Source organism: Bacillus sp. FSL L8-0199, assembly GCF_038005705.1.
Taxonomy (GTDB): Bacteria; Bacillota; Bacilli; order Bacillales; family Bacillaceae_G; genus Bacillus_A; species Bacillus_A cereus.
The window spans coordinates 3,628,193-3,653,954 of the sequence record NZ_JBBOTS010000001.1 but is presented as its reverse complement, the minus strand read 5'-3'; the positions used below and the strand labels follow the sequence as shown (position 1 = coordinate 3,653,954).

Genomic DNA, 25,762 nt, shown 5'->3' with positions numbered 1-25,762 from the left:
AAAAAGAAGATAATTACCGTATATAAATAAGGTAATTATCTTCTTTTTATTATTTTTTAATGTAAATCACGATATACGCCAATTACTTTCCCGATAACTGACACTTGTTTTAAAATGATAGGTTCTAATGAAGAATTTTCTGGTTGTAAACGGAAATGGTCTTTTTCTTTATAGAAACGTTTAACAGTTGCTTCATTATCTTCTGTTAAAGCGACTACAATTTCACCATTATATGCAGACTGTTGTTGGCGAACAACAACTAGATCTCCATCGAAAATACCAGCTTCAATCATACTATCTCCAGAAATACGTAACATGAACACTTGGTCTGCTCCAGCGACAATACTAGCTGGAAGTGGGAAATGTTCCTCTACGCTTTCAACCGCTGTAATTGGTAAACCAGCAGTAACTTTTCCGACAATTGGAACTTGAATAACAGATTGTGTTTCCGTATCCATTCGGTCTTCACCTAAAATTTCAATGGCACGTGGTTTTGTTGGATCGCGTCGAATGTATCCTTTTTCTTCTAATCGTGATAAATGTCCGTGCACTGTAGAACTAGAAGCGAGGCCGACTGCTTGACCAATTTCACGTACGGAAGGTGGATATCCTTTTTCTTGTACTTTTAGCTTAATAAAGTCGAGAATGTCTTGCTGGCGTTTCGTTAACTTTTCCATGTTTTCTAACACCTCGTTTTCTTTCATTTTTCTTATTAATAAGTATAACATGTGAAAAAACATTCTACAAACATAAGTTCGAACAAATGGCGGATTTATGTTACACTATAGGGAAATAATAGGGAGAAAGAGGGGTTCAAAATGAATGCAATTATTTATGCACGTGTGAGTACAACGAAAGAAGCGCAAGAAACATCATTATTACGTCAAAAAGATGAATTATTGCATTTAGCTGAGCGCTATCAAATGAATGTTACTAAGGTGATTGAAGAGCAGGCTAGTGGATATACAATTGAACGTGACGGTATATTAGAGGTGTTGGATACAATTCGAGACGAACAAATCGATGTGTTACTTATACAAGATGAAACGCGCCTTGGTAGAGGAAATGCGAAGATCGCATTAATGCATTGTTTACATAAAGAAGGCATAAAAGTATATACGCATACACATAATGGTGAATTACAATTGTCGGATTCTGATTCGATGGTATTAGATATTATTGGTATTGTTGAAGAATATCAAAGAAAGATTCATAATTTGAAAATTAAACGAGGTATGCAACGTGCAGTAGAAAAAGGTTATCGTCCAGAAAATAATTTAAAAAATCGTCATTTAAGTGTAGGAAGAGAGAAAAAAGAAGTGCCAATTGAGGAAATTGTACGTTTACGAAAAAGTGAACTCACGTTTGAAGAAATTGCAGCAACATTACGTGGATTTGGTCATGATGTTTCAAAGGCGACTGTACATCGTAGATATGTAGAGTATACGAAGCAATTGCTTGATAAAGAAGAGTAACTATTGTATGATAATAATCAGTTTTGATTAGAAGGGGGATTCGAGATGATTAATCACGAACTCGTTGAACGCATTAACTTCTTAGCGAAAAAAGCAAAAGCTGAAGGTTTAACTGAAGAAGAGCAACGTGAGCGTCAATCGCTACGTGAACAATATTTAAAAGGATTTCGTCAAAATATGTTAAACGAACTTAAAGGTATTAAAGTTGTTAACGAAGAAGGTACAGATGTTACACCGACGAAATTAAAAGCTTTAAAAAAGCAAGATAATGCAAAATTAAATTAAAAGATGGGCGAAGCCCATCTTTTTTATTTGTAAAAATCGTTATTTAATAACTTTCCAGTTGTTATTAACTGTTGCTTCTATCGTTTTATGTTCCAATATATAATTAGCGATAAGTTCAGACATATCTGTGGGTATATCTTTTACTACTGGTTTATTTTGAAACATAAAGAAATTTCCCCCGCCACTTGCACGATAATTATTCATTACAACGTCATATTCTTCATTCATATTAAGAGGAGCACTGTTATGCTGTAAAGATTCTACTCTTTCACCAATTGGTTTTGAAATGTTTAATACGTATGAAATCCCTTCCCACATATCATAATTATAATGTTGTGGCTTTGGTTCTATGTAGGTAGGACTTACGGTGATGGATCCATCTGTTTTTAATGTGAAATAAGAAGCAGAGAGTTCAAGAGCGTTTTTTATATCTGCTCCAGTTATTCTAATTACTTTTAATGTGTTTGGATAAATATAATTAGAAACGATGTCACGCATTGTTACATGTTCCGGGAAACCTGGAGATGTATTATGGAACAAACTTGTACAAGAAATTGATACATTAGCTATATCCATCTGTATTTTATTTATGAATTCGATAAAAGGATGATCATGCAAACGAGTTTGCATAGCATCTGAAATTTGCATATCTCCCTGAATGATTCCAATAGGTTGATCAAGCCACTTTTGTGTTTTCTCTTCGTAATCGGCTACCAATGAAAGTGCATCTTGGTCAGCCTCAACTCCTTGTACAGATAATAATTCAGAAGACCTCTCTTTTTTCACCCATTTATGTTTTGTTTTTTCGAATGTTATTTTTACTTTTCCAACTGAGTTTCCATTACATCCGGTCTGTAAAATTGTTACACCGTTAGCCATTGTGTGAGCAATTTCCCGGTGTTGGTGGCCTGTTAATAAAATATCTATGCCTTCAATTTCATGGCACATTGCATATCCTTGGTTTTCTCCTGTTAACACTTCAGTCGGTACCCCGGTTTGTAAATCTCGTTCAACTCCCCCGTGATACGCTACGACTAGTAAATCTGGTTTCTCATGTTCGCGAATATAAGAAACCCATTCTTTTGTAGTCTTTAATGCATCTTCAAATAGTAAATCTTTAATATGATGGGACTGTTCCCAATTTGGGATGTAATGTGTTGTTACCCCTAAAATAGCAATTTTTATATTGGATTCAATCTGTTTGATTATATAAGGTTTTCCGAAATAAGGTTTTTTACTGTTTTTATCTAAAATGTTTGCTGATAGGTACGGGAAGTTCGCAGTAGTCACAGCATTATTTAATATATCCATCCCGTAATTAAATTCATGATTGCCGATAATTGCAGCGTCATACTGTAAGTAATTCGCTAATAAGGACATTGGGTTTTTTTTGTTTTTTTCGTATGTAACATAATGATAAGTAAATGGTGTGCCTTGAATAAAGTCGCCATTATCAATTAAAAGAACGTTTCTATTTTTGGAACGTTCTTTTTTTATAAGAGTAGAAATTTTAGCTAAACCAAGTTCTGCTGGGGAGTTATCTTGGTAGTGAATAGGATAAACAGTGCCATGTATATCGCTTGTTAATAAGATGTTTAAAGTTACAGTTTGATTTTGTTCCAATATGACTCACCTTTTCTATTGTTATCTTCCAATTCATCATATCAAATATGTGAAGAGAATTTTAATGTGAGTGTATAGAATGTGTAAAGATTCTGTAAATAATCAATTATTTGTAAAAATATGTGATATATTTCTTCATGTTTATGAAAGGTTATTTTATAACAATGAAAAATGGAGGCATTAATATGTTGAAAAAAGTTTTTGCAATGAGCACAACAGTTGTACTAGCAGCGGGATTATTAAGTGGCTGCGGGACGAAAGAGTCAAGTGCAAGTAAAAATGAAGATACGAAAAAAGGGTATGTACCGAAGACTTTAAATGTTCAATTTGTTCCTTCTCAAAATGCGGATACGTTAGAGGCGAAGGCAAAACCGCTTGAGAAGCTATTAAGTGATAAGTTAAATATTCCAGTAAAAGTTAGTATTTCAACGAACTACAATACAATTGTAGAAGCGATGGCATCTAAACAAGTAGATGTAGGATTTTTACCGCCAACAGCGTACGTATTAGCACATGAAAAGAAGGCTGCAAATGTAATTTTACAAGCACAACGTTTTGGAGTAGATGATGAAACGGGAGCCCCTACAAAGGATTTAGTAGACTTTTATAAATCTGAGTTTGTTGTTAAAAAAGACTCTAATATAAATAGTGTAAAAGATTTAAAAGGTAAAAAGATTGGTTATCAAGATGTAACATCATCAGCAGGGTATGTATGGCCTGCAGCTGTTCTATTAAAAGAGGGAATTGATCCGTTAAAAGATGTGAAACCTGTTACATTAAAAGGTCACGATCAGTCGCTTATTGCTCTTTTAAATGGTGACGTAGATGCGGCTGTTGTATTCCAAGATGCTCGTAATATTGTAAAAAAAGATTATCCGAATATATTTGATCAAACGAAAATAGTGAAATTTACTGAGAAAATTCCGAACGATACAATTTCTGTACGATCTGATTTAGAAGCAGAGTGGAGCAAGAAATTACAAGATGCTTTCATTGAAATTGGAAAGAATGAGGAAGGTCACAAAATCATTAAAGAAGTATATTCACATGAAGGATATGTTAAATCTGATGATAGTAAATTTGATATCGTTCGTGAATATGGGAAGAAAGTAAAAACGCAATAATACATATGGAAATGGCAGCTAGCTGAAAGGGGATGTTTTCAGTTAGTTTGCCGTTTTGAATACATAGAAGGTAGGTAAGATGTGTGATAGAGTTTCGAAATGTCTCCAAAGTGTATCCAAATGGTACAAAAGGATTGAATAATATAAACTTGAAAATTCAAAAAGGTGAGTTTGTTGTAATGGTAGGGCTGTCTGGAGCTGGAAAATCTACACTTCTCAGATCCGTAAATCGTCTTCATGAGATTACCGAAGGAGAAATCATTATTGAAGGTGAGTCTATTACTGCTGCGAAAGGAAAAGAATTAAGGCGTATGCGCCGGGATATCGGTATGATCTTCCAAAGTTTTAATCTTGTAAAGCGATCAACAGTATTAAAAAATGTATTAGCTGGTCGTATTGGATATCATTCCACATTACGTACAACGTTAGGTTTGTTTCCGAAAGAAGATGTGGAGCTCGCATTTCAAGCGTTAAAAAGAGTGAATATTTTAGAAAAAGCATATGCACGTGCTGATGAATTATCAGGAGGACAACAGCAACGTGTATCAATAGCTAGAGCATTGGCACAAGAAGCAAAAATCATATTGGCAGATGAGCCTGTTGCATCGTTAGATCCACTTACGACAAAGCAAGTATTAAATGATTTGAAAAAAATCAATGAAGATTTTGGAATTACAACAATTGTGAATTTGCATTCTATTGATTTAGCTAGGCAATATGCGACACGTATTATTGGATTACATGCAGGAGAAATTGTTTTTGATGGTTCAGTAGAAGAGGCGACAGATGAAAATTTTGCTGAAATTTATGGAGATGTAGCACAGAAAAATGAATTGTTAGAGGTGGCAGTTAAATGAGTGACGTAACGATATATTCGAAATCGATACCGAAGCCGCCGAGTAAGTTAAAACATATGTTAACGTTTATTCTAGTCATTTTACTGTTGTGGGGAAGTAGTATACAGGTCGACGCATCATTTTCAAAGCTAGTAGTTGGTTTTCCTAATATGATGGATTTGTTAAAAGAAATGGTGCCGCCAGATTGGAGTTATTTTCAAGTTATTACAACAGCGATGTTAGATACAATACGTATGGCGATTATTGGGACGACCTTAGGAGCGATTTTAGCTATTCCACTTGCACTGTTTGCAGCAAGTAATGTGTTTACTAACATATTTTTATACAGTCTAGCTCGAATGATTTTAAATTTGATACGAACGATACCAGATTTATTATTAGCGGCAATTTTCGTAGCGATTTTTGGAATTGGGCCACTTCCAGGTATTTTGGCTCTTACTTTTTTTTCAATTGGACTTGTAGCGAAATTGTTGTATGAGTCAATTGAATCAATTGATCCAGGTCCGTTAGAGGCGATGACAGCGGTAGGAGCTAATAAGGTGCAATGGATTGTTTATGGGGTAATTCCGCAAGTGAAAGCACATTTTGTCTCCTATGTTCTTTATACATTTGAGGTGAACGTACGTGCAGCAGCTGTTTTAGGTTTAGTAGGAGCAGGTGGTATTGGATTATATTATGATCGTACACTTGGATTTTTACAATATAAACAAACTGCTTCTATAATTATTTATACCCTTATTGTTGTTTTGTTAATTGACTACATTAGTACATTGTTGCGGGAGAAACTATAATGAATAGAACGACGATGATTGTGCCAAAACCGAAGAAACCGAGTATATATCGCTGGATTATTTTAATAGCACTTACAGTTGTATATGCATGGGCCTTTTCAGGAGTGCCATTAGAGGGGATAAAGGACACAGCAGGTGAAATTACGAAAGCAATTATGACAGGGATATTGAATCCAGACTGGTCGTATGTATCTTTGCCAGATGGTGAAGATTTATTACATGGATTAATTGATACGTTGGCAATTGCAATATTAGGTACATTTATTTCTGCATTTTTATCTGTTCCGTTTGCCTTTTGGGCGGCAACGAATATGAGTAGTGGAAAATTAACTTCAGGATCTGGGAAATTTGTACTTAGTTTTGTTCGTACGTTTCCTGAATTAGTTATGGCTCTTTTATTTATAAAAGCTGTTGGTCCAGGCTCTTTTGCAGGAGTATTGGCCTTAGGATTACATTCTATTGGAATGTTAGGGAAACTATATTCAGAAGGAATTGAAAACATAGATAATGGACCGACGGAAGCGTTACTAGCAACAGGAGCAAACCGTTTTCAAATACTTTGGTATGCAGTGTTACCACAAGTGTTACCGGATTTTCTATCGTATACGTTATACAGATTTGAAATTAATGTACGATCCGCTGCGATTTTAGGGGTTATTGGAGCAGGAGGGATTGGTACACCTTTAATTTTTGCGCTGAGTTCACGGAATTGGTCTCGTGTTGGGATTATTTTATTAGGTATCATTTTAATGGTAATTATAATTGATTGGATTTCAAGTTCGATTCGGAAAAGGATTGTTTAACTTATTTGAAAAGCATCGAAGTTAGATGCTTTTTTATGTTTTTAAAAACGTAAGTATAGAAGAAAATTGTATAAATATACAGATAATTCCCTTTCTTTTTAAAATAAAAATAATGAAAAAGTATGTCATATTGAATGCCCATACATTCCCGGAAACATTGATTTTTTTATAAAAAATCAAAAAAATATCAACATATTTGTCGATACATGTTGTATAATCTTGCGTGGGAAGCTATCATATAAATGTATAAAACGTTTACTAATATAAGCGAAGGGAAGAATAGCATGTCACATTCAATCGAACAACTTTCTATCAACACGATTCGCACATTATCCATCGATGCGATTGAAAAAGCAAACTCTGGTCACCCAGGAATGCCAATGGGTGCAGCACCAATGGCTTATACATTATGGACTCAATTTATGAAACACAATCCAAATAACCCAACGTGGTTTAACCGTGATCGTTTCGTATTATCTGCAGGTCATGGTTCAATGTTATTATACAGCCTACTTCACCTATCTGGTTATGATGTAACAATGGATGACTTAAAGAACTTCCGTCAATGGGGAAGCAAAACTCCAGGACATCCTGAGTACGGTCATACAGCTGGTGTAGATGCAACGACTGGTCCACTTGGACAAGGTATTGCAACTGCTGTAGGTATGGCAATGGCTGAAAGACATTTAGCTGCTAAATATAACCGTGATGCGTATAATGTAGTAGATCATTATACATACGCTATTTGTGGTGATGGAGATTTAATGGAGGGCGTTTCTGCTGAAGCATCTTCATTAGCTGCTCATTTACAATTAGGTCGTCTTGTTGTGCTTTATGATTCAAACGATATTTCATTAGATGGCGATTTAAATCGTTCATTCTCTGAAAGTGTAGAAGATCGTTACAAAGCATACGGATGGCAAGTAATCCGTGTTGAGGATGGAAACGATATTGAAGCAATCGCGAAAGCAATTGAAGAAGCGAAAGCTGACGAAAAACGCCCAACGCTAATTGAAGTAAGAACGACAATTGGTTTCGGTTCTCCAAACAAATCAGGAAAATCAGCTTCACATGGTTCTCCACTTGGTGTAGAAGAAACAAAATTAACGAAAGAAGCATATGCTTGGACTGCTGAGCAAGACTTCCACGTAGCAGAAGAAGTATATGACAACTTCCGTAAAACAGTACAAGATGTTGGTGAAACTGCGCAAGCTGAGTGGAACACGATGCTAGGTGAATATGCACAAGCATACCCAGAATTAGCAAACGAATTCCAAGCAGCAATGAACGGTCAACTTCCAGAAGGTTGGGAGCAAAACTTACCAACTTATGAATTAGGATCAAAAGCAGCAACTCGTAATTCTTCTGGTGCTGTAATTAATGCAATTGCAGAGTCTGTACCATCATTCTTCGGTGGATCTGCTGACCTTGCTGGTTCTAACAAAACATACATGAATAACGAAAAAGACTTTACAAGAGATGATTACAGCGGTAAAAACATTTGGTACGGTGTACGTGAGTTCGCAATGGGTGCAGCAATGAACGGTATTGCACTACATGGTGGTTTAAAAACTTACGGTGGTACGTTCTTCGTATTCTCTGATTACTTACGCCCAGCAATTCGCCTTGCAGCATTAATGCAATTGCCAGTAACGTATGTATTCACACATGACAGTATCGCTGTTGGTGAAGATGGTCCAACGCATGAACCAATCGAGCAATTAGCAGCGCTTCGTGCAATGCCAAACGTTTCTGTTATCCGTCCTGCTGATGGTAACGAATCTGTTGCAGCTTGGAGACTAGCTTTAGAATCTACAAACAAACCAACTGCTTTAGTATTAACTCGTCAAGACCTTCCAACATTAGAAGGTGCAAAAGATGATACGTATGAAAAAGTAGCAAAAGGTGCATATGTAGTTTCTGCAAGCAAGAAAGAAACGGCTGATGTAATCTTACTTGCAACTGGATCTGAAGTAAGCCTAGCTGTTGAAGCTCAAAAAGCATTAGCAGTAGACGGCGTTGACGCAGCTGTTGTCAGCATGCCATCTATGGATCGCTTCGAAGCTCAAACTGCAGAGTACAAAGAATCTGTATTACCAAAAGCAGTAACAAAACGTTTCGCAATCGAAATGGGTGCTACATTCGGATGGCACCGTTACGTAGGTCTTGAAGGAGATGTGTTAGGTATCGATACATTCGGTGCTTCTGCTCCTGGTGAGAAGATTATGGAAGAGTATGGATTTACTGTAGAGAACGTTGTTCGTAAAGTAAAAGAAATGCTTTAATGATTTCAGAAAAATCTCTCCGGCATGGAGAGGTTTTTCTATGTAAATGAGTTTTTTCGACAGAAAAAGTTTTTTATCTCTCCGCAGTCAGACAATCATTGCAAATTTTCTTATATATAATGAAGAGAAAAGGTTGTCCAGATTGGGAGTGGAAAAATGAAAACGTATGAATTGTATTTAATTCAAGAGGATATTGCGAAAGCTTATTTTGGTCGTGAATATTTGTTTTTTGATTTATTTGCTCGATTTTCAGAATCTGGGTCCCTTTCGGAGAAAAAAGTGTTATATAAGCAAATGATGTATATAACGATGCCATTGCAAGTAATGAAAATTCATCATAAATTAGAACAAGCTTTGCGCGTTCTTGGTAAATATGATAGAACACATCATACACATACACTTTATACGGGAGCGGAGTACGGCGAAATAATGGTGAAACCGCACTATATTCGTATGAATACCTCTGGAAATGTCTCTATGGAAACGACATTCTTTGAGGTGTTAAGAAAGTGTGAATTAACATTTTTAGCTATGGATTATGAAAATACAAAGTACGGATGGCTGAATCCTCTAAAACAAGTACGAACATATGTGTAAAAAATGTCGAATTGTATCTTGTCTTATTGAAAAGGTTTTAGTACACTGTAAGGTAGACAACATGAAGGAGGAAAATATATGCCAATTTGGTTAGGTATTCTAGTGGGCGTAGTAGCACTAGTAGCAGGCGTGGCGTTAGGATTTTTCATTGCCCGCAAATATATGATGAATTACTTACAAAAAAATCCACCAATTAACGAACAAATGTTAAAAATGATGATGATGCAAATGGGACAAAAACCTTCCCAAAAGAAAATCAATCAAATGATGAGCGCAATGAACAAGCAACAAATGAAATAAGCGCTAAAAGACACTCGCTAAGAGTGTCTTTCTTTTTGTTAGTTATAGTTTTTAAAACTTTTAAAAATTCTGTATTTTTGGTAAACTGAAAACATCGCTCATTTTAAGGGAGGAGGAAAAAAATGAAAGTGTTTATGAATTTAGCGTGGTTTTTTAAACAAGAAAAACGAGCGTACATAACTGGAATTATTTTATTGTTTGGCGTTGCACTTTTAGAACTTGTAGCACCAAAAGTAATTGGAATCGTTGTAGATGAAATTAATGATGGAACATTGACGACCGATAAGTTACTAAAATGGGTTGTACTATTAGTAATTGTAGGTATTACGATGTACATATTACGTTACATATGGCGTATTATGATTTTCGGGTCTTCATTAAAATTAGCTCGCCAATTACGAAAAAATTTATATGAACATTTTACAAAGATGAGTCCATCTTTCTATCAGTCAAATCGAACAGGTGATTTAATGGCACATGCGACCAATGATATTCAAGCGATCCAGCAAACTGCTGGAGCAGGTGTTTTGACGCTTGTTGACTCATTAGCTGTCGGAGGATGTGTACTCGTAGCGATGGGTTTTACAATTAGTTGGAAGTTAACATTATTAAGTTTAATTCCAATGCCGATTGTAGCTATTTCGACAAATTATTATGGAACTTTATTACATAAAAGGTTTCATAAAGCACAGCAATCGTTTTCGGAAATCAATGATAAAGTGCAAGAGAGTATGAGTGGAATGAAAGTGATTCGCTCGCTTGGACAAGAGAAAGAAGATTTGCAGGCGTTTCGAAGAAAATCAGAAGATGTTGTACATAAAAATGTGTTAGTTGCACGTATTGATTCGTTATTTGATCCGACAATCTCTCTTATCGTTGGATTTTCTTTTTTAATCGCAGTATGTTATGGATCGGTATTAGTTGTAAGAGGTGAATTAACAGTAGGTGATCTCGTTACATTTACGACATATTTAGGTACCCTTGTTTGGCCAATGTTAGCGTTTGGATGGTTATTCAATATTATGGAGCGTGGGCGTGCTTCATATGACCGTGTAGAAAAAATTCTTTCACAAAAATCAGATGTAGTAAATAGCGAAAATGCTGTACATACAATAGCGAGCGGTAATGTTTCGTTTGCCGTTGATTCATTTTCGTATAAGAAAAATGAATTGTTACATTTAAACGATATTCACTTTGATTTGAAGAAGGGTGAAACGCTAGGAGTTGTAGGACGTACAGGCGCAGGGAAAACGACTTTATTAAAATGTTTAATCCGTGAGTATGATCATTTTAATGGTGAATTAAAAATTGGGGAGCGAGATATTCGAGATATAACACTTCATGGTGTCCGTTCTGCCATTTCATACGTGCCGCAAGATCATTTTTTATTCTCAGCAAGTATTGGTGAGAATATTGCCTTTGGAAAGGCGGATGCTACATATAATGAAATTACCCAAGCTGCAGAGATTGCTTGTATTCATAATGACATCCTCCAATTTTCAGAAGGATATGAAACAGTAGTAGGGGAAAGAGGTGTTTCGTTATCTGGTGGTCAAAAACAGCGAATCTCTATTGCTCGTGCTTTATTAACAAATGCTGAAATATTAATTTTGGATGATTGTTTATCAGCAGTAGATGCAAAAACAGAAGAGACGATTTTAAGTGCCTTAAAGAGGGAAAGAGCAGGGAAAACGACGATTATTACTGCACACCGATTAAGTGCAATTCAGCATGCCAATCTTATTCTTGTTGTTGATGAAGGTAGAATTGTACAAAGAGGTACACATGAGGAATTAATGAAGGAAAACGGCTGGTATAAGGAAATGTATGAAAGCCAGCAATTAGAAGCTTTAGTCGAGAAAGGAGGCGTATGATGGTAGAGAAGAAGCGAAGTGATTTAAGTAGATTGCTTTCTTATATGAAGCCATATAAAGGGTTGCTATCTTTAGCATTTATCTTTTTAGTTGGTGCGACAGTAACGGAAATGATGGGGCCTTTTTTAATTAAACAATTCCTCGATGAACACCTAGTACCGCGGGATTTTGAACGATCAGCGCTCGTTACTTTATTTGTAATTTACATAGTTGCTCATTTATTAAAAGTATTATTTACGTATTTAAATCTATTGTACTTTCAGAACATTGCTTTTAAGATTGTTCAAGATATGCGAGTTGAAGTATATGAACATGTTCAAAAGCTGTCATTAAGTTTCTTTGATCGTACGCCGATTGGTACACTTGTATCGCGTATAACAAATGATACGGAAGCGATTAAAGATTTTTATGTTAGTGTATTATCAACATTTGTGAAAAATGTAGTCTTTTTAGTAGGTATTTTAGTAGCGATGTTTTTATTAGATGTAAAATTAGCGCTATTTTCTCTCGTATTAATTCCGATCATGTTTGCGATTATGGTATTATATCGCCGGAAAAGTGCAGCTTTTTATTTAGAAGTACGTAATCAACTAAGCGTGTTAAATGCAAAGTTGAACGAGTCCATACAAGGAATGAATATTGTTCAAGTGTTCAGACAAGAAAAACGTATGAGAAAAGAGTTTGAAGAAGTGAATAATAAACATTATAGTGCAGGCCGACGTACTTTGAAGTTAGACGCATTACTTTTACGACCAGCTACGGATTTAGTGCATATTGTAGCTATTGCGTTAGTACTAGGTTTATTTGGGATTGATGCTTTAAAGAGCCCTGTTGAAGTAGGAGTTTTATATGCTTTTGTTAACTATATACATCGTTTTTTCCAACCTGTAAATGAGATGATGATGAAATTGTCCTTTTTCCAACAGGCACTTGTTTCGTCATCCCGTGTATTTCATTTAATGGACGAGAAAGATTTAGCACCGGTTCAAAAAGGCAATGAGAATCCTCAAGTTGTGGATGGGGATATTGAATTTAAAAATGTTACTTTTTCATATGATGGAAAGCGTGACGTTTTAAAAAATGTATCATTTCACGTGAAACAAGGGCAAACGGTTGCTTTTGTTGGGCATACTGGTAGCGGAAAAAGTACGATTATGAATTTGTTAATGGGATTTTATAATATTAAGTCAGGAAATATTGTAATAGACGGTGTAGATTTAGAAAAATTTGAAGAACGAGAAATTAGAAAGAAAATAGGACTCGTATTGCAAGATGCATTTTTATTTGCTGGAAATGTAAAGCAAAATATTCGTATGTATAATGAAGAAATTACGGATGAAGAAGTAAAAGAAGCTGCTCGATTTGTGCAAGCGAATACGTTTATTGAAAAGTTACCAAAACAGTATGAAACAGAAGTAGTAGAAAGAGGTGCAGCATTTTCAAGCGGTCAACGACAATTAATTGCTTTTGCTAGAACGATAGCAACGAATCCGAAAGTATTAGTATTAGATGAAGCAACAGCTAATATCGATACAGAAACAGAAGAGGCTATTCAAACAGCGTTGCAACAAATGCGAAAAGGTAGAACGACGATAGCCATTGCGCATAGGTTATCTACAATTCAAGATGCAGATCAAATTTTTGTGATGCATGATGGAGAGATAGTAGAAAGAGGAACACATCAAGAATTACTAAGTGAGCAAGGTTTGTATTATAATATGTACTTGCTACAAAATAAAGTGAGTTTGCAAAAGGCCTTGTAATACAAGGTCTTTTTTATTTTGTATACAAAATATGTTTACTCTTTGTTTCTATAGCATAAATGTTGTGTCCTCTTATGAAACTTGTACATATTGTATGTATACGAAGTAAAAAAATTGATAGGAGATTTTATATGCAAAACAGATCAGGTTCAAATGTTACGTTTATTGATGTGTCTCATTGGGAAGGGAATATTGATTGGAATGCAGTGAAGGCATCTGGAATTCCAGCAGCGTATGCAAAAGCGACAGAAGGTGTAAACTACATTGATCCTACTTTTACTAAGAATGTACAAGCAGCACGAAATGCGAATGTATTAATTGGTGCATACCATTTTGCACGCCCAGAGCAAAATGATGCAATTTCAGAGGCGAAATATTTTGTGAGTATATTACAAAGTAACCAGACAGACTTAATGCCAGTTCTGGATTTAGAATCACCAACAGATCCGAGCAACAGTAATTTAACTGGTAACGCTATATCGAATTGGGCAAGAAGCTTCATAAATTATGTGAAACAGGCTACTGGAAAAGATGTAATGTTATATACAGGAGTTTGGTATATTAATGAGTTCGGAATTAGCGGATTAAGTGATATACCGCTTTGGATTGCTAAATACTCGAGTACACCGCCTGCTGATGCGGGTGGATGGACAGCGTGGACAGCGTGGCAGTACACAGATTCTGGACAAATTTCAGGCGTAGGAAATTGTGATGTATCAGCTGCAGTTTCATTAGAAGCTTTAAAAGGGAATGGAGCAAGTGGTGGAGGTAATGTTTCCCCGCCTAATAATGCAACTCCAGTGTACGGGGTTGCTATAATTAATGGAGATAATGTGAATTTGAGAAGTGGACCATCTTTGCAGTCTAGTGTAATTCGCCAATTGAATCGTGGCGAAACATATGAAGTTTGGGGAGAACAAAATGGATGGCTTTGTTTAGGGACAAATCAGTGGGTATATAATGATCCGAGTTATATTCAGTATAAACATTATGTGGCGACTATTACTGGTGATAATGTAAATTTGCGTGATGCTCCATCATTAAATGGAAATGTTATAAGACAGTTACATCATGGTGAATCGTATCGAGTATGGAGTAAGCAAGATGGATGGCTTTGCTTAGGGACAAATCAATGGATATACTACGATCCGAGTTATATTCAGTATGGTGTACAATAGAGTGAAAATAAAAGGTGCCCCGTCAGAGGTGCCTTTTATTAAAAATATACAACTTTTACAAAGTCTATATCGAAACCATAGTATACTATAGTAGATATATTTATAAAAAATAATCGAAAATGAAATAAAGGGGTAAAAATATGAATTATGTGCTAATAGGTGCGGTTTTAATATTATTAGCTGTAGTATTTGTGCTGTTTTATAAAAATAAACAGTTAGAATCAGAGAGTCAGCAAGTAGAATTTGAAAAGAAACAAGCGATTGAAACGTATAAAAATGAAATTGCAGCTACGGTGATAGAGCATAAAGAACAACAAAATAATTTAAAAAATATGGAACAGAAAAAATACAATGATTTACAAGTAAGTGCAAATAGAGAAATTGAAAATATGCGTATGATGAAAAATCAATTAGCTGTGCAGCATAGTAAAGAACGTAGTGAAATGCAAAATAAACATAATAACGAAATACATATGTTTCAAAAATTAATTGCAAATTTACGAGAATATACTAAAAACGGTGCTGAAATGAATACGTACGAAACATTACATTATATGAAGCGAGGATTCATAGAGCAAGGCATCATATTAGATGCTGAATTTCAAGTCATGCCGAATGTTTTTATTAAAAATAATAGTGAAATAAACGATAATCGAATCCATCATCTTATCTTGTGCAAAACTGGTATTTATCTACTGGAGACGAAAGAATGGAACGAGAAATTAATTCATGGTTTAACGAAAGAAAATGCTGGTATATATTCATTTATGATTGATGAAATGGGTAAGTATCAACAAGAAGTTGATAAAGAAGAAACATTTGAATATATAGTAGGTAAAGATTCGTCAACTATACAAGTGAAAAATGAAGGGAATCCAGTATATAAGGCGAAGAAACTATCTCAAATTTTATACAATTGTTTGAATGAAATGCAGGCTAATAGTATAAAAGAAAAGGTAAAACCAGTTGTATATTTTTATAATAAAAATGGAAAAGCAATAGTAGACCTTTCTAGTGAGGAAACACCTAGATTAAAAGATCGGGAGCAAATTGTAATGTTCTTTAGAAATGAAATCTTAACAGGGAAAGTAGTATATACAGAGCAAGAATTAGAACAGATTCGAGAAATGATTAGCCTGATGAATTATATTGTGAGTTAAAAGGGGAGATCTTTCTGAACGCTATGCTACGTGGCATTTTATATGTCTATTTTTGTTTGTATATAGTAATGTACATTGTATTTATATTCGTCATTGATAGGGTCCATATACCCTTAAGTGTAAGGAGCATTTTTGTAGTATTCATACCATTTGTTTTATTAGTTATGATTCAAAGGGTTATTTTATATGTTTCTAAAAATCGTAATGAAGAAAAGAAGCAAATGTTGGGGGTTTTAATAGTAGCACTCATACCATTAATAGTGTGCACTGTACAACTAAGTGTAAATGAATATACATCAAAGTTTAATCAAAATAGATGGTTAAATCATGCAGATAAGCGGGTACATATGGTAGATGATCTATTACAAAAATATAAATTAATAGGGAAATCAAATGAAGAAATTACACAATTGTTAGGAGCCCCAACGGAAACGAGAAGTGGGGAAGAAGGAGTTATCACTTTGTATTATCTTGGGACTGAACGTGGCTTTATTCCAATAGATAGCGAACAGCTTATTTTACAATTTGATAGAGATGGTAAAGTCATGGAATATACGGTGCATAAAGATTAAAGAAACGTAGAGGGAAGCTATATGTTATAGCTTCTTTTTTATTTTTCAATATGTCACGGAAGGGGGAGAAGGTTTTTGAGTGGAATAAGGAATGAAAGCGGAGGTGATGCATATATATAGATGCATTGGGTGATTATTCGCCCGATTGGTGAGCGTTAATAATCAATAAGTACGGACAAAAACCCAATGATGAAAGTTTCACTTTATCATATTGTATAAATGAAAAGGAGGTAAGACGGTGAAAGCAATCCCGACTGATGTCCTGAGTAAAGAATTGATGGAAAGAGAAGGAGTTATATCTATTACAGTAAAGGAATTTGAAAAAATAGAAGTAGCTGGAGTAGTAGTAGCTGGTCCAGCGGTTATTTTGATTAATCAAGATTAAGTACATATTATTGAAATAAAAAGCATCCGTCTAGGATGCTTTTTATTTGTATGTAAGGATAAATATGATGGATAATTGTGTTACTGGAGGGAAAGTCTGTGGCAATTATTATAACAATGTTAGTAATGGGTATTTTATTAGGATTTGTTGGAGCTGGAGGAGCTGGGTTTATTATCGCGATACTCACTTTAGTATTTCATATTCCTATTCATGTTGCTCTTGCAACATCTTTAACTGCAATGGCATTTACGACATTATCAGGTGTTGTCAGTCATTACCGTGAAGGCAATGTTGCATTTATTATAGGCGGGATTGTTGGGGGATTTGGCGCAATTGGCTCTTATATTGGTTCTAAATTTGGTTCACTTATACCAGCACATCTTCTTCATTGGTTTACAGCTGGGATGTTATTTTTATCGGCAATTTTTATGTTTATTAAATTAATTATGTTCCAAAACAAAGAACAGTCATCTTTATATAAGCATAAAGAGTTTTCCATGAACTACTTGTTGAAATGTATATGCCTTGGATTAGTTACTGGAATGATGGCTGGTTCATTTGGGATTGGTTCTGCACCGTTTATTCAGCTTGGATTAATGGTTCTATTGGGACTAACGATTCAGCAATCTGTAGGGACAACAATGCTTGTTATATTACCGATTGCAATTGGAGGCGGGCTAGGATATAGTTCGGAAGGATATTTAGATTATATATTGTTATTGCAAGTATTAATTGGGACCATGTTAGGGGCATATATTGGCGCGAAGTTTACAAATTATGCACCGCGAATGCTTTTGAGGTTTTCGATGATTATGACACCGGTTTTAGCTGGATGTATGCTATTGATGGAATAAAGTGAAATTATAATAAGTAGGGGGTTACTGCTTACAAATAGCAGGATAAAATTAATATAGCAAACTATTAATATATTTTACGAATGAATTATGTAGGTAATTCATATTTCCCATATAAAAGGATTTGTTTTAATATTATGAGTGTAAAGTTCGAGTATTCGAAGTACTACTTGAATTATATCCCTATCCCTTTTCTAAAAATGCGAACAAGTTTTGCCCTATTCTATTCAATAGTTAATTGTATAGAAATATATTGTTCGATGACCATTATGGAACGTACATAATGGGAAAATCCCGATCCTTAAAGAGGATGCCCCTAATCTTCATGTGAAAATATGATCGGATATGAAAGCTGACCAATTTATGGTCAGCTTTCTTTTTGTTCGAAAATTATTTCTTCTTTAATTTCTGTTTGCAATAATACAGTTTTTCCGAAGCGACGTTTGCATTCCGCGCGCACTTTTTCAAGGGCTAGTAGCTGAGTAGTCGCGGGAACTGTGACAATAGCTTGGCGAGGCTTTCGATTTTCTTCACAAAAGACACATTCCACAACATAATTAGAAATCATATTTTCATCCTTCCAGTTTTAATTTCTAAGAAGGGATTGCCTATGAAGTTGATGTAATCTTTCGTCATTGTTTTATTTTTTTCCTCTTTTTTTCAAGGGGAAATAAAAAAGAGGGCGAATTTTAGTAGGGGAGGGATGTTTATGGAGAGATGGATAGGTAGTGCAGCGGTATGTGTAAATGAAAGAAAGGAAGTTTTAATGGTACTGCAGGGCAAAGAGGGAGAAGAAAAAAGGTGGTCTGTCCCAAGTGGAGGACTTGAAAAGGGAGAGACACTAGAAGAATGTTGTATTAGGGAAGTTTGGGAAGAAACAGGTTACAATGTGGAAGTTGTAAATAAAATATATGAAAAAGAGGGTATTACATACGGTGTTCCAGTGTATGTCCATTATTATTTTGTTAAACAAATAGGCGGTAATATGAAAATCCAAGATCCTGATGAGTTAATACATGAAATTGCTTGGAAAGGGATACATGAAGTTGAACAATTGTGTTTAGCTTTTCCAGAGGATTATGAATTGCTGTGCCAATATATAGATAAAGAAGCAAGTATGTAAATACTTGCTTCTTTAATGTATCCAAGACAAGAAAAGCGGAACGATAACTAAACTAGCGCCTGCTGTTAAAAGCATGGATAAACTTGCGATTGTTCCTTCCACAGGACCGATTTCGAATGCTTTTGATGTACCGGTTCCATTTGCGCTCGTTCCTAACATAATACCTTTTGCGATTGCTGTTTTAATACGGCAAATACGTATGAGAGAAGGACCGAGCAATGCTCCTGTTAAGGCAGTTAAAACGACAAATACAGCAGTTAATTGTGACATACCACCAATCATTTCTGAAATAGCCATTGCGATTGGTGTTGTTACGATATGTGGCGCTAAACTATGTTCTAGTGATGAATCAATTTGAAAATAATTTGCTAGTAGTGCTGAAGTAATGACTGATAAAAACGAACCGACAATGACATTAAGTAAGATAGCCATTCCATGTTTCTTTAATAAATCAAAGTATTTATAGATTGGCCATGCAAAAGCAACTGTTGCGGGTTTTAATAATTCAGTTAACCAATGACCACCAGATTCATATGTTTCATAAGGTGTATCTAATCCGAGCAATAAAGCAATTAAAATAATGGGACAGACGAGAAGAGGAGAAAGTAGACTCCAATTCCAGCGTTGATACATTTTTTTTGATAGCCAATATGTGAATAGTGTTAATAGTAAACAAAGAAATCCGATCATTGCGTTGATCCTTTCCGCTTTAGTAGCAATTCTGTTAAAAGTCCTGTAACTAAGGTAACGCAAAGAGTGCTAATCATAATAATTAAAATGAGATCGATTCCATATTGTGTTAGTGTATCTCTGTAACGTATGACAGCGACTGCAGAAGGGATGAAAAATAAAATAAGTTCTTTTAATAAAAAATCTGCTCCGTCCTGTATCCATTCTTTTTTAACTAGGTTAAATTTTAATGAAATTAATAATAAGAAAATACCGATTATACTTCCTGGAACTGGGAGGTGTGCCTGTTTTGCAATCCATTCACCTGTCCAAGCGAAACAAAATAGTAATAAAATTTGTCCGCTTAACTTCCACCATTTCATACAGTAACCACCTCTTTCTTTTGTTACATAAAAATTGTAAAAAAGAATTAACAATTTCTACTATACGTTCATTCAAAATATTTGTCTAATATATAAATTATATGTTATTAATATATAAGACATATTAATCGAAAGTGAAAAGGGTGTCCAAAAATGGAATTACGGCATTTGCAATATTTTGTTGTTGTGGCAGAAGAGTTACACTTTGGACGGGCGGCTGCTCGTTTACAAATGACACAACCACCACTTAGTCAACAAATACAGCAATTAGAAAAAGAAATGGGAGTTACATTATTTTCAAGAACGAAAAGAAAGGTTGAACTAACAGAAGCAGGAGAAATGTTTTTAAAAGAAGTAAAAAAGGCGTTTGAACAAATTGAAAAAGCAGTAGAAGTTGCACAAAGTGCGCAAAGGGGAGAAGTAGGATCACTTTCAATTGGTTTTGTAGGTGCGGCGATATATGATATTTTACCATCAATTGTTAGGGAATATAGAAAGAAATTTCCGAGAGTGTCTGTTGCATTACATGAATTGTCAACACCAGATCAAGTTCATGCACTTCATGATAACCGTATCGATATTGGCTTTTTACGTCCACCAATTCCAACGCAATTATTAGAATTAGAGCCAATTCAAAGGTTATCTTGCACCTTATGTTTACCAAAGGCACATCCACTTGCAGAGAAAGATGAAATACATATAGAAGATTTACGAGATGAGCCGTTTGTATTTATTACGAGACCAGTATGGCCAGCTTTGTATGATACAATTTTATCTCTTTGCAGAGAAGTTGGATTTAGTCCGCGTATTGTACAAGAAGCAACAGAGTATCAAACAGTTATGGGGCTTGTAGCAGCAGGGATTGGAATTACAGTAATACCCGTGTCGGCAAATAAGTTATATAAAACAGAAGTTGTATATAAAGAGTTATATGATTCTAATTTTGTTGCAGAAATGTCAGTGGCTTATAAAAAAATGAATAGTAATCCAGAGTTGCTAGAGTTTTTAAAAATTGCAAGAGAGAAGAAAAGAATAGAAGTAGAAGATGAATAATAGTAGTAGCAGAAAATGGATTTAATTCAAATCCATAAAAGTACACCTTATTAAACAATAAAGCGGAAATGCAACTTAAGTTGCATTTCCGCTTTATTGTTCTTTTTTTAGCTCGATACTAAATAGATAAACGTGTTCATTTTCTTTTAAGAGTAGATCAATACCTGTTTCTTCATCAATGGTAGGAACGCTTACAGTTTCTTTACTTGTTTGGATTACAGCAGCTAAAGTTGTTTTTTGATTGTATTTTAAATTTTTTATAGATGGGATTGTAGTAGTTGCGGAGCTATTTACGCTTGGTGGTGCTTCTTCATGAACAAGCGTTGAACCACCATCAATATTCATATACCACTGCCTTTTTTCTTGTATATCTTTATCGAATTGGAAATGTGGTGGTAAAAAAGAAAGCTTTACTTTCTTTTTTGAAAAATGTGATGTAGCTATATTAGCAATTTCTTTTGTTTTTTTACCATTGTTATAATAATCAATCGTAGCATTTATTTCATCTTTCTCATTTTTTAGCGTAACGTTATAAAATATGCTATTTCCTTCTTGAAAAGGAGTCATTTGTAAAATAGAAGCCTGCTCTGTTGTTAATTTGTATGGCTCAACAATGGCAACTTCATTGTTTTTTAGTTGGCTACAACTTGTGAATAATAATAAAGACAAGATTAATAGTAATTTTATACGCATGCAATCTCCTCCTTTTTACAATTATATTCTAAATGTGATTTTTATCATTTCGTTTTCTAGGACTAAAGACTTAGAAGAAATTCCGATTGTAGTGCGATGTTTAAAATGTCATATTTTTATACACTAGTAGTATAGAATGCGTATGTAATAAGGTAGGGGAAGAATTTTATGTCTTTATGTCGGTTAGCGAGAAAAAATATTAGAACATTTGCTACCAAAAGGATGAAGCAATTTATGTGGATTGCTATGAGTACTATGATTTTGTTTTTTATGATATCGTTACAATTTAATGAAGGAGCTATTTTGAAAGTAGGGGATGCATTTGTATTTCAAATGTATTTTTACACACTTTTTATTGTACTAATTTTCATATGTATTTTTACTACATATAAAATGATGTACTCCCTTTTGCATGTGAGGAGGGAGGAGTTTATATCTTATGTAGCAGAAAATATGAAAAGAAAAGAGGTACTATGTGTATTATGTCAGGAGCAATTATTCATTTATGGAGCAGCATTTGTTTTTGGATTAATTAATGGGATGCTATTTTTGAAATTATTCACGGTTATCTTTATGAAAGTCGCAGGGATACAAGGAATAAATAGTGCGCCAATTACAATATATGCAGTTGTAATTATTAGTATAATTATGATGACTGTCGTTTTAATATCGATGATGCAATGTTATCGATTTGTTCGAAGTTTAAAAGATGAAAATTCGTTGCGGTTTAAAGAAAGGGCATGAGAAATCATGCTTTTTTCTATTTTACACATAAAAATAATCATGTTACAGTGAAAAGACCTGACAAAGAATGGGAAGGAAAGGTTGTATAGAATGACAAATGAACAATCAATTGTAAAAGTCGATCGGTTAACGAAGCGAATCGGATCAAAGACACTTGTACAAAATATTAGTTTTGAAGTGAAAAAAGGCGAGGTTGTCGGTTTACTCGGACCAAACGGTGCTGGAAAAACGACTTTAATGAGAATGATGGTTGGTATGATCCGTATGACCGAAGGTGAAGTATGGATTGATGGTCAATCTGTGAAACAGCAATTCGAAAAAACCGCTGCGAAAATTGGAGCGGTAATTGAGACACCTGAATTTTATCCTTTTTTAAGCGGCTATGAAAATTTAACATATTTCGGACGAATGAATGGTAATGTGACCGAAGAACGTATCGATGAAGTAGTGAAATTGTTAGGGATGGGACAAGTAATTGATCGTAAAGTAAAAGCATATTCACTCGGCATGAGACAACGTTTAGGAATCGCTCAGGCGCTTATTCACGATCCAGATGTGCTGATACTAGATGAACCGACAAATGGATTAGACCCTAGTGGAATACATGAAATGAGAATGTACATAAAAAAAATTGCACATGAACAAGGAAAAGCTGTACTTGTATCAAGTCACTTACTTTCAGAAGTTGAATTAATGTGTGACAGAGTTATCATTATTCAGCACGGGCAATATGTGGCTACGCAAAATATTCAGCATAGCCAAAGCGAAGAGATGGAGACGATCCGTATACGTGTAGATGATGCGAATAAAGCAGCAGAAATATTAGGGCATGATGTTTTAGTAAAAGATAATGAATTACTTATTAATGTAAAAGATGAAGAAATCCCAAATGTTATTCGTACATTGCTTGAGAAAAATATTCAAGTGTATCGTGTATATGAAGAAAGAAAAACGTTAGAAGAGCAATTTTTAGAATTAACAGGGGGAAAAGATATTGTTTAATTTAGTATATAACGAACTGTATAAAATATTTAAGCGGAAGCGAACGATTATTCCATTTGCAGTTATTGCAGTATTAATAATCGGATTAGGATGGGTTACGGTAAAGTATTTTGAACCGGAAACAAAAGGATGGAAAGTAGATTATACAGAACGAACTGTAGAAATTGAGAAAAAGCTTGGCATGAAAAAAGAAGCTATTTTAGCAGAAAAATCAGGGGATGAGCTTGTAAAAGAATACCAGCTTAAGATGAAGCATTTAGATACGGATACAGCACCGGCAAGCAGTTCTCCACTTTCTTTCATGAGAGATACAGGTTTTATCGTATTTCCAATTTTGCTCCCATTTATCCTCGTGTATGCAAGTACAATTTTTGCGAATGAATATAGCTGGGGAACATATAAATTTTTAACGATACGACCAGCGAGTCGCTTTAAAATTTTAACAGCAAAATTTTTAGCAATCGTTATATTTGCAGCTTTATTATTTATATTTAATATGATCTTCTCCGCTTTATGTGGACTTGTTATTTATAAATTCCAACAGCCTGCATGGAGTGAGTTTATTTTCCAAGATGGAAATATAATAAAACAAAACATTTTTGTAGAAGCAAGTAAATATTATGTTTTATCGTGGTTACCAACGGTTGTGTACGCATCGTTTGCATTTATGATTTCTGTGTTAACGAGATCTAGTGGAGGTGCAATTGGTATTTCACTATTCCTTGCTTTATCAGGCAATATTGCGCTATTAGCAGCCACTAGATATAACTGGGCGAAATATTTATTGCCAGCAAACACAGATTTATATAGTATTTCAAAGAATGGAAGTTTTATTGATGGAGTAACATTCCCGTTTGCATCATGTATGTTGTTACTTTATTTGTTCGTATTTTTATGTATTTCATATACTGTGTTTTTAAAACGTGATTTAACTTAATAAGAAAAGCCGTTCAGGGTGCTGAGATGCACTTTGAACGGCTTTTTTTATGAGAATTGTTTAAGTGCTCTTTCGGCTAGTAAAGCAAAGTATTCTGCACTTATAGGCAGTGCCTCTTCATTAATTGTAAAAGCAGGATGATGCCATTCATGTGTACCACTCGTTCCCATAAAGACGAATGAACCTGGTATTTCCTGTTGGTAAAATGAGAAATCTTCTCCAGCCATTGACGGACTAGGCGAGATGATATTAAGATTCATCTTTGTGGCAACTTGAGTAGATAAGTCTGTAAGAGCTTTATCGTTGTGAACAGCAGGAGGACCTGAATAAAAACGGAATTTCGTTTTTACACCTAATGCATCAGATACACCTTTAATAATACGCTCCATGAGTGCTGGAATCTTTTCACGTGTTTCAGCTTGGAATGTGCGAATCGTTCCTTCTAACGTAGCTTTTTCAGGAATCACGTTCCACGTATTTCCTGCATGGATATTTGTAACACTCACAACTGCATTTTGAGATGAACTTATATTTCGGCTTACAATTGTTTGCAGTGCCATCACAATTTGAGAGGATGCGACAATAGGATCTACTCCAGCATCTGGTACAGCCGCGTGTGTACCAACTCCGTGAATTTCAATTTCAAATCGATCAACTCCGGCCATCAGTGGACCATCTTTAATGCCAATTGTACCTACTGGTAAATCAGGTTTATTATGCATGCCGAAAATCGCTTGCACATTACGTAAATGTCCAGCATCAATAACTTTGCAAGCGCCATTACTACTTTCTTCACCTGGTTGGAATATGAAGCGAACCGTTCCATTTAGGGAAGATTCTCTTTCTTTTAATAAGAAAGCAGTACCTAAAATGGCAGCTGTATGAAAATCGTGTCCACAAGCATGCATTTTCCCTCGTACTTTAGATGCATAGGACAATTGTGTTTCTTCTTGAATAGGAAGGGCATCAATATCAGCACGAACTGCTACAATTGGTCCGTTTTTATTACCAGACACTTCAGCGATAATTCCTGTTTCTAAATTGGAATCAATGATAGTAATGTTTTTTTCTTCTAACCAATTTTTTATTGCTTTTGTTGTTTCGAACTCTTCATATGATAGTTCTGGATACTCATGTAAATGTCGACGGATGGAAATAAGTTTTTCTTTTAGTTGATTTGAAATAGATACCATGTAGTATGCCTTCTTTCTTCAGCAAAATATTTATCATAA

28 protein-coding genes are annotated in these 25,762 nt (G+C 34.8%); 21 read left to right on the top strand and 7 right to left on the bottom strand.

Annotated features, from left to right (window positions below; translation table 11 throughout):
* Nucleotides 1-56: 56 nt before the first annotated feature.
* A complete protein-coding gene (lexA, locus tag NST86_RS18655) occupies nt 57-677 on the bottom strand; it encodes a transcriptional repressor LexA (RefSeq protein ID WP_000413738.1) in 621 nt (206 codons plus the stop codon).
* 141 nt (nt 678-818) lie between these two features.
* Between lexA and NST86_RS18650 the strand changes: the two genes are divergently transcribed.
* Nucleotides 819-1,475, top strand: a complete 657-nt coding sequence (locus tag NST86_RS18650) for a YneB family resolvase-like protein (RefSeq protein ID WP_000991470.1) — start codon at nt 819-821, stop codon at nt 1,473-1,475.
* Between the two features lie 45 nt (nt 1,476-1,520).
* Nucleotides 1,521-1,760, top strand: a complete 240-nt coding sequence (locus NST86_RS18645) for a DUF896 domain-containing protein (RefSeq protein ID WP_000607015.1) — start codon at nt 1,521-1,523, stop codon at nt 1,758-1,760.
* 39 nt (nt 1,761-1,799) lie between these two features.
* Here NST86_RS18645 and NST86_RS18640 read toward each other — a convergent pair whose 3' ends face one another.
* Nucleotides 1,800-3,383 (bottom strand): bifunctional metallophosphatase/5'-nucleotidase, encoded by a 1,584-nt coding sequence (locus NST86_RS18640; protein ID WP_016118480.1) that lies wholly within the window; start codon nt 3,381-3,383, stop codon nt 1,800-1,802.
* 185 nt (nt 3,384-3,568) lie between these two features.
* Here NST86_RS18640 and NST86_RS18635 point away from each other — a divergent pair, with 185 nt between their 5' ends.
* From NST86_RS18635 to NST86_RS18570, 14 genes are all read left to right on the top strand, one after another.
* Nucleotides 3,569-4,507, top strand: a complete 939-nt coding sequence (locus NST86_RS18635) for a phosphate/phosphite/phosphonate ABC transporter substrate-binding protein (RefSeq protein WP_000915051.1) — start codon at nt 3,569-3,571, stop codon at nt 4,505-4,507.
* Between the two features lie 83 nt (nt 4,508-4,590).
* Nucleotides 4,591-5,364 carry a phosphonate ABC transporter ATP-binding protein gene (gene phnC, locus NST86_RS18630; RefSeq protein ID WP_340934190.1) on the top strand — a complete coding sequence of 258 codons (774 nt, stop codon included), beginning with the start codon at nt 4,591-4,593 and terminating at the stop codon, nt 5,362-5,364.
* Nucleotides 5,361-6,155 (top strand): phosphonate ABC transporter, permease protein PhnE, encoded by a 795-nt coding sequence (phnE, locus tag NST86_RS18625; protein WP_227593175.1) that lies wholly within the window; start codon nt 5,361-5,363, stop codon nt 6,153-6,155. Before phnC ends, phnE (NST86_RS18625) begins: the two co-directional genes overlap by 4 nt.
* Complete coding sequence (gene phnE, locus NST86_RS18620) at nt 6,155-6,958, top strand: phosphonate ABC transporter, permease protein PhnE (RefSeq protein WP_016118477.1); 804 nt, start codon at nt 6,155-6,157, stop codon at nt 6,956-6,958. The genes phnE (NST86_RS18625) and phnE (NST86_RS18620) overlap by 1 nt, the downstream gene beginning before the upstream one ends.
* Nucleotides 6,959-7,242: 284 nt before the next feature.
* Nucleotides 7,243-9,243, top strand: a complete 2,001-nt coding sequence (gene tkt / locus NST86_RS18615) for a transketolase (RefSeq protein WP_000019766.1) — start codon at nt 7,243-7,245, stop codon at nt 9,241-9,243.
* Between the two features lie 156 nt (nt 9,244-9,399).
* On the top strand, nt 9,400-9,840 hold the full coding sequence (gene sirA / locus NST86_RS18610) for a sporulation inhibitor of replication protein SirA (protein WP_000860645.1): 441 nt from the start codon (nt 9,400-9,402) through the stop codon (nt 9,838-9,840).
* Between the two features lie 78 nt (nt 9,841-9,918).
* Nucleotides 9,919-10,140, top strand: coding sequence for a YneF family protein (locus NST86_RS18605; protein WP_001123317.1), 222 nt, complete (start codon nt 9,919-9,921; stop codon nt 10,138-10,140).
* Between the two features lie 122 nt (nt 10,141-10,262).
* Nucleotides 10,263-12,014, top strand: coding sequence for an ABC transporter ATP-binding protein (locus NST86_RS18600; RefSeq protein WP_000862455.1), 1,752 nt, complete (start codon nt 10,263-10,265; stop codon nt 12,012-12,014).
* Complete coding sequence (locus tag NST86_RS18595) at nt 12,014-13,777, top strand: ABC transporter ATP-binding protein (RefSeq protein ID WP_016118476.1); 1,764 nt, start codon at nt 12,014-12,016, stop codon at nt 13,775-13,777. Before NST86_RS18600 ends, NST86_RS18595 begins: the two co-directional genes overlap by 1 nt.
* A 131-nt stretch (nt 13,778-13,908) precedes the next feature.
* Entirely contained in the window at nt 13,909-14,955 is a 1,047-nt protein-coding gene (locus tag NST86_RS18590; RefSeq protein WP_227593176.1) for a GH25 family lysozyme, read from the top strand.
* Between the two features lie 140 nt (nt 14,956-15,095).
* Nucleotides 15,096-16,115 (top strand): NERD domain-containing protein, encoded by a 1,020-nt coding sequence (locus NST86_RS18585; protein WP_001110277.1) that lies wholly within the window; start codon nt 15,096-15,098, stop codon nt 16,113-16,115.
* 23 nt (nt 16,116-16,138) lie between these two features.
* Entirely contained in the window at nt 16,139-16,687 is a 549-nt protein-coding gene (locus NST86_RS18580; protein ID WP_000943758.1) for a hypothetical protein, read from the top strand.
* A 238-nt stretch (nt 16,688-16,925) separates the two neighbouring features.
* A complete protein-coding gene (locus NST86_RS18575) occupies nt 16,926-17,072 on the top strand; it encodes a BC1881 family protein (RefSeq protein ID WP_000644411.1) in 147 nt (48 codons plus the stop codon).
* Between the two features lie 98 nt (nt 17,073-17,170).
* Nucleotides 17,171-17,926, top strand: coding sequence for a sulfite exporter TauE/SafE family protein (locus NST86_RS18570; protein WP_016118474.1), 756 nt, complete (start codon nt 17,171-17,173; stop codon nt 17,924-17,926).
* 367 nt (nt 17,927-18,293) lie between these two features.
* Here the strand turns inward: NST86_RS18570 and NST86_RS18565 are convergent, their stop codons facing one another.
* Nucleotides 18,294-18,494 (bottom strand): DUF3903 domain-containing protein, encoded by a 201-nt coding sequence (locus NST86_RS18565; protein WP_000625226.1) that lies wholly within the window; start codon nt 18,492-18,494, stop codon nt 18,294-18,296.
* 141 nt (nt 18,495-18,635) lie between these two features.
* On the opposite strand from NST86_RS18565, the gene NST86_RS18560 reads away from it, so the two are divergent.
* Entirely contained in the window at nt 18,636-19,049 is a 414-nt protein-coding gene (locus NST86_RS18560) for an NUDIX hydrolase (protein ID WP_000442977.1), read from the top strand.
* A 12-nt stretch (nt 19,050-19,061) separates the two neighbouring features.
* On the opposite strand, the gene NST86_RS18555 is transcribed toward NST86_RS18560, so the two are convergent.
* Nucleotides 19,062-19,739, bottom strand: coding sequence for an LrgB family protein (locus NST86_RS18555; RefSeq protein WP_000578965.1), 678 nt, complete (start codon nt 19,737-19,739; stop codon nt 19,062-19,064).
* Nucleotides 19,736-20,101 carry a CidA/LrgA family holin-like protein gene (locus NST86_RS18550; RefSeq protein WP_000872365.1) on the bottom strand — a complete coding sequence of 122 codons (366 nt, stop codon included), beginning with the start codon at nt 20,099-20,101 and terminating at the stop codon, nt 19,736-19,738. Before NST86_RS18550 ends, NST86_RS18555 begins: the two co-directional genes overlap by 4 nt.
* A 153-nt stretch (nt 20,102-20,254) precedes the next feature.
* On the opposite strand from NST86_RS18550, the gene alsR reads away from it, so the two are divergent.
* On the top strand, nt 20,255-21,154 hold the full coding sequence (gene alsR, locus NST86_RS18545; protein WP_000423234.1) for an acetoin biosynthesis transcriptional regulator AlsR: 900 nt from the start codon (nt 20,255-20,257) through the stop codon (nt 21,152-21,154).
* Nucleotides 21,155-21,247: 93 nt separating this feature from the next.
* Here alsR and NST86_RS18540 read toward each other — a convergent pair whose 3' ends face one another.
* Nucleotides 21,248-21,847 (bottom strand): hypothetical protein, encoded by a 600-nt coding sequence (locus NST86_RS18540; protein WP_044795305.1) that lies wholly within the window; start codon nt 21,845-21,847, stop codon nt 21,248-21,250.
* 168 nt (nt 21,848-22,015) lie between these two features.
* Between NST86_RS18540 and NST86_RS18535 the strand changes: the two genes are divergently transcribed.
* From NST86_RS18535 to NST86_RS18525, 3 genes are all read left to right on the top strand, one after another.
* Complete coding sequence (locus tag NST86_RS18535) at nt 22,016-22,591, top strand: FtsX-like permease family protein (protein ID WP_000050624.1); 576 nt, start codon at nt 22,016-22,018, stop codon at nt 22,589-22,591.
* A 90-nt stretch (nt 22,592-22,681) separates the two neighbouring features.
* On the top strand, nt 22,682-23,593 hold the full coding sequence (locus NST86_RS18530; RefSeq protein ID WP_000180623.1) for an ABC transporter ATP-binding protein: 912 nt from the start codon (nt 22,682-22,684) through the stop codon (nt 23,591-23,593).
* The gene (locus NST86_RS18525) at nt 23,586-24,530 is read left to right on the top strand and encodes an ABC transporter permease (protein ID WP_000482759.1); all 945 of its coding nucleotides are present in this window, start codon (nt 23,586-23,588) and stop codon (nt 24,528-24,530) included. The genes NST86_RS18530 and NST86_RS18525 overlap by 8 nt, the downstream gene beginning before the upstream one ends.
* A 47-nt stretch (nt 24,531-24,577) precedes the next feature.
* Here the strand turns inward: NST86_RS18525 and NST86_RS18520 are convergent, their stop codons facing one another.
* Nucleotides 24,578-25,723: a M20 peptidase aminoacylase family protein gene (locus tag NST86_RS18520; protein WP_044795302.1), complete on the bottom strand. Its 1,146-nt coding sequence runs from the start codon at nt 25,721-25,723 to the stop codon at nt 24,578-24,580.
* Nucleotides 25,724-25,762: the final 39 nt, after the last annotated feature.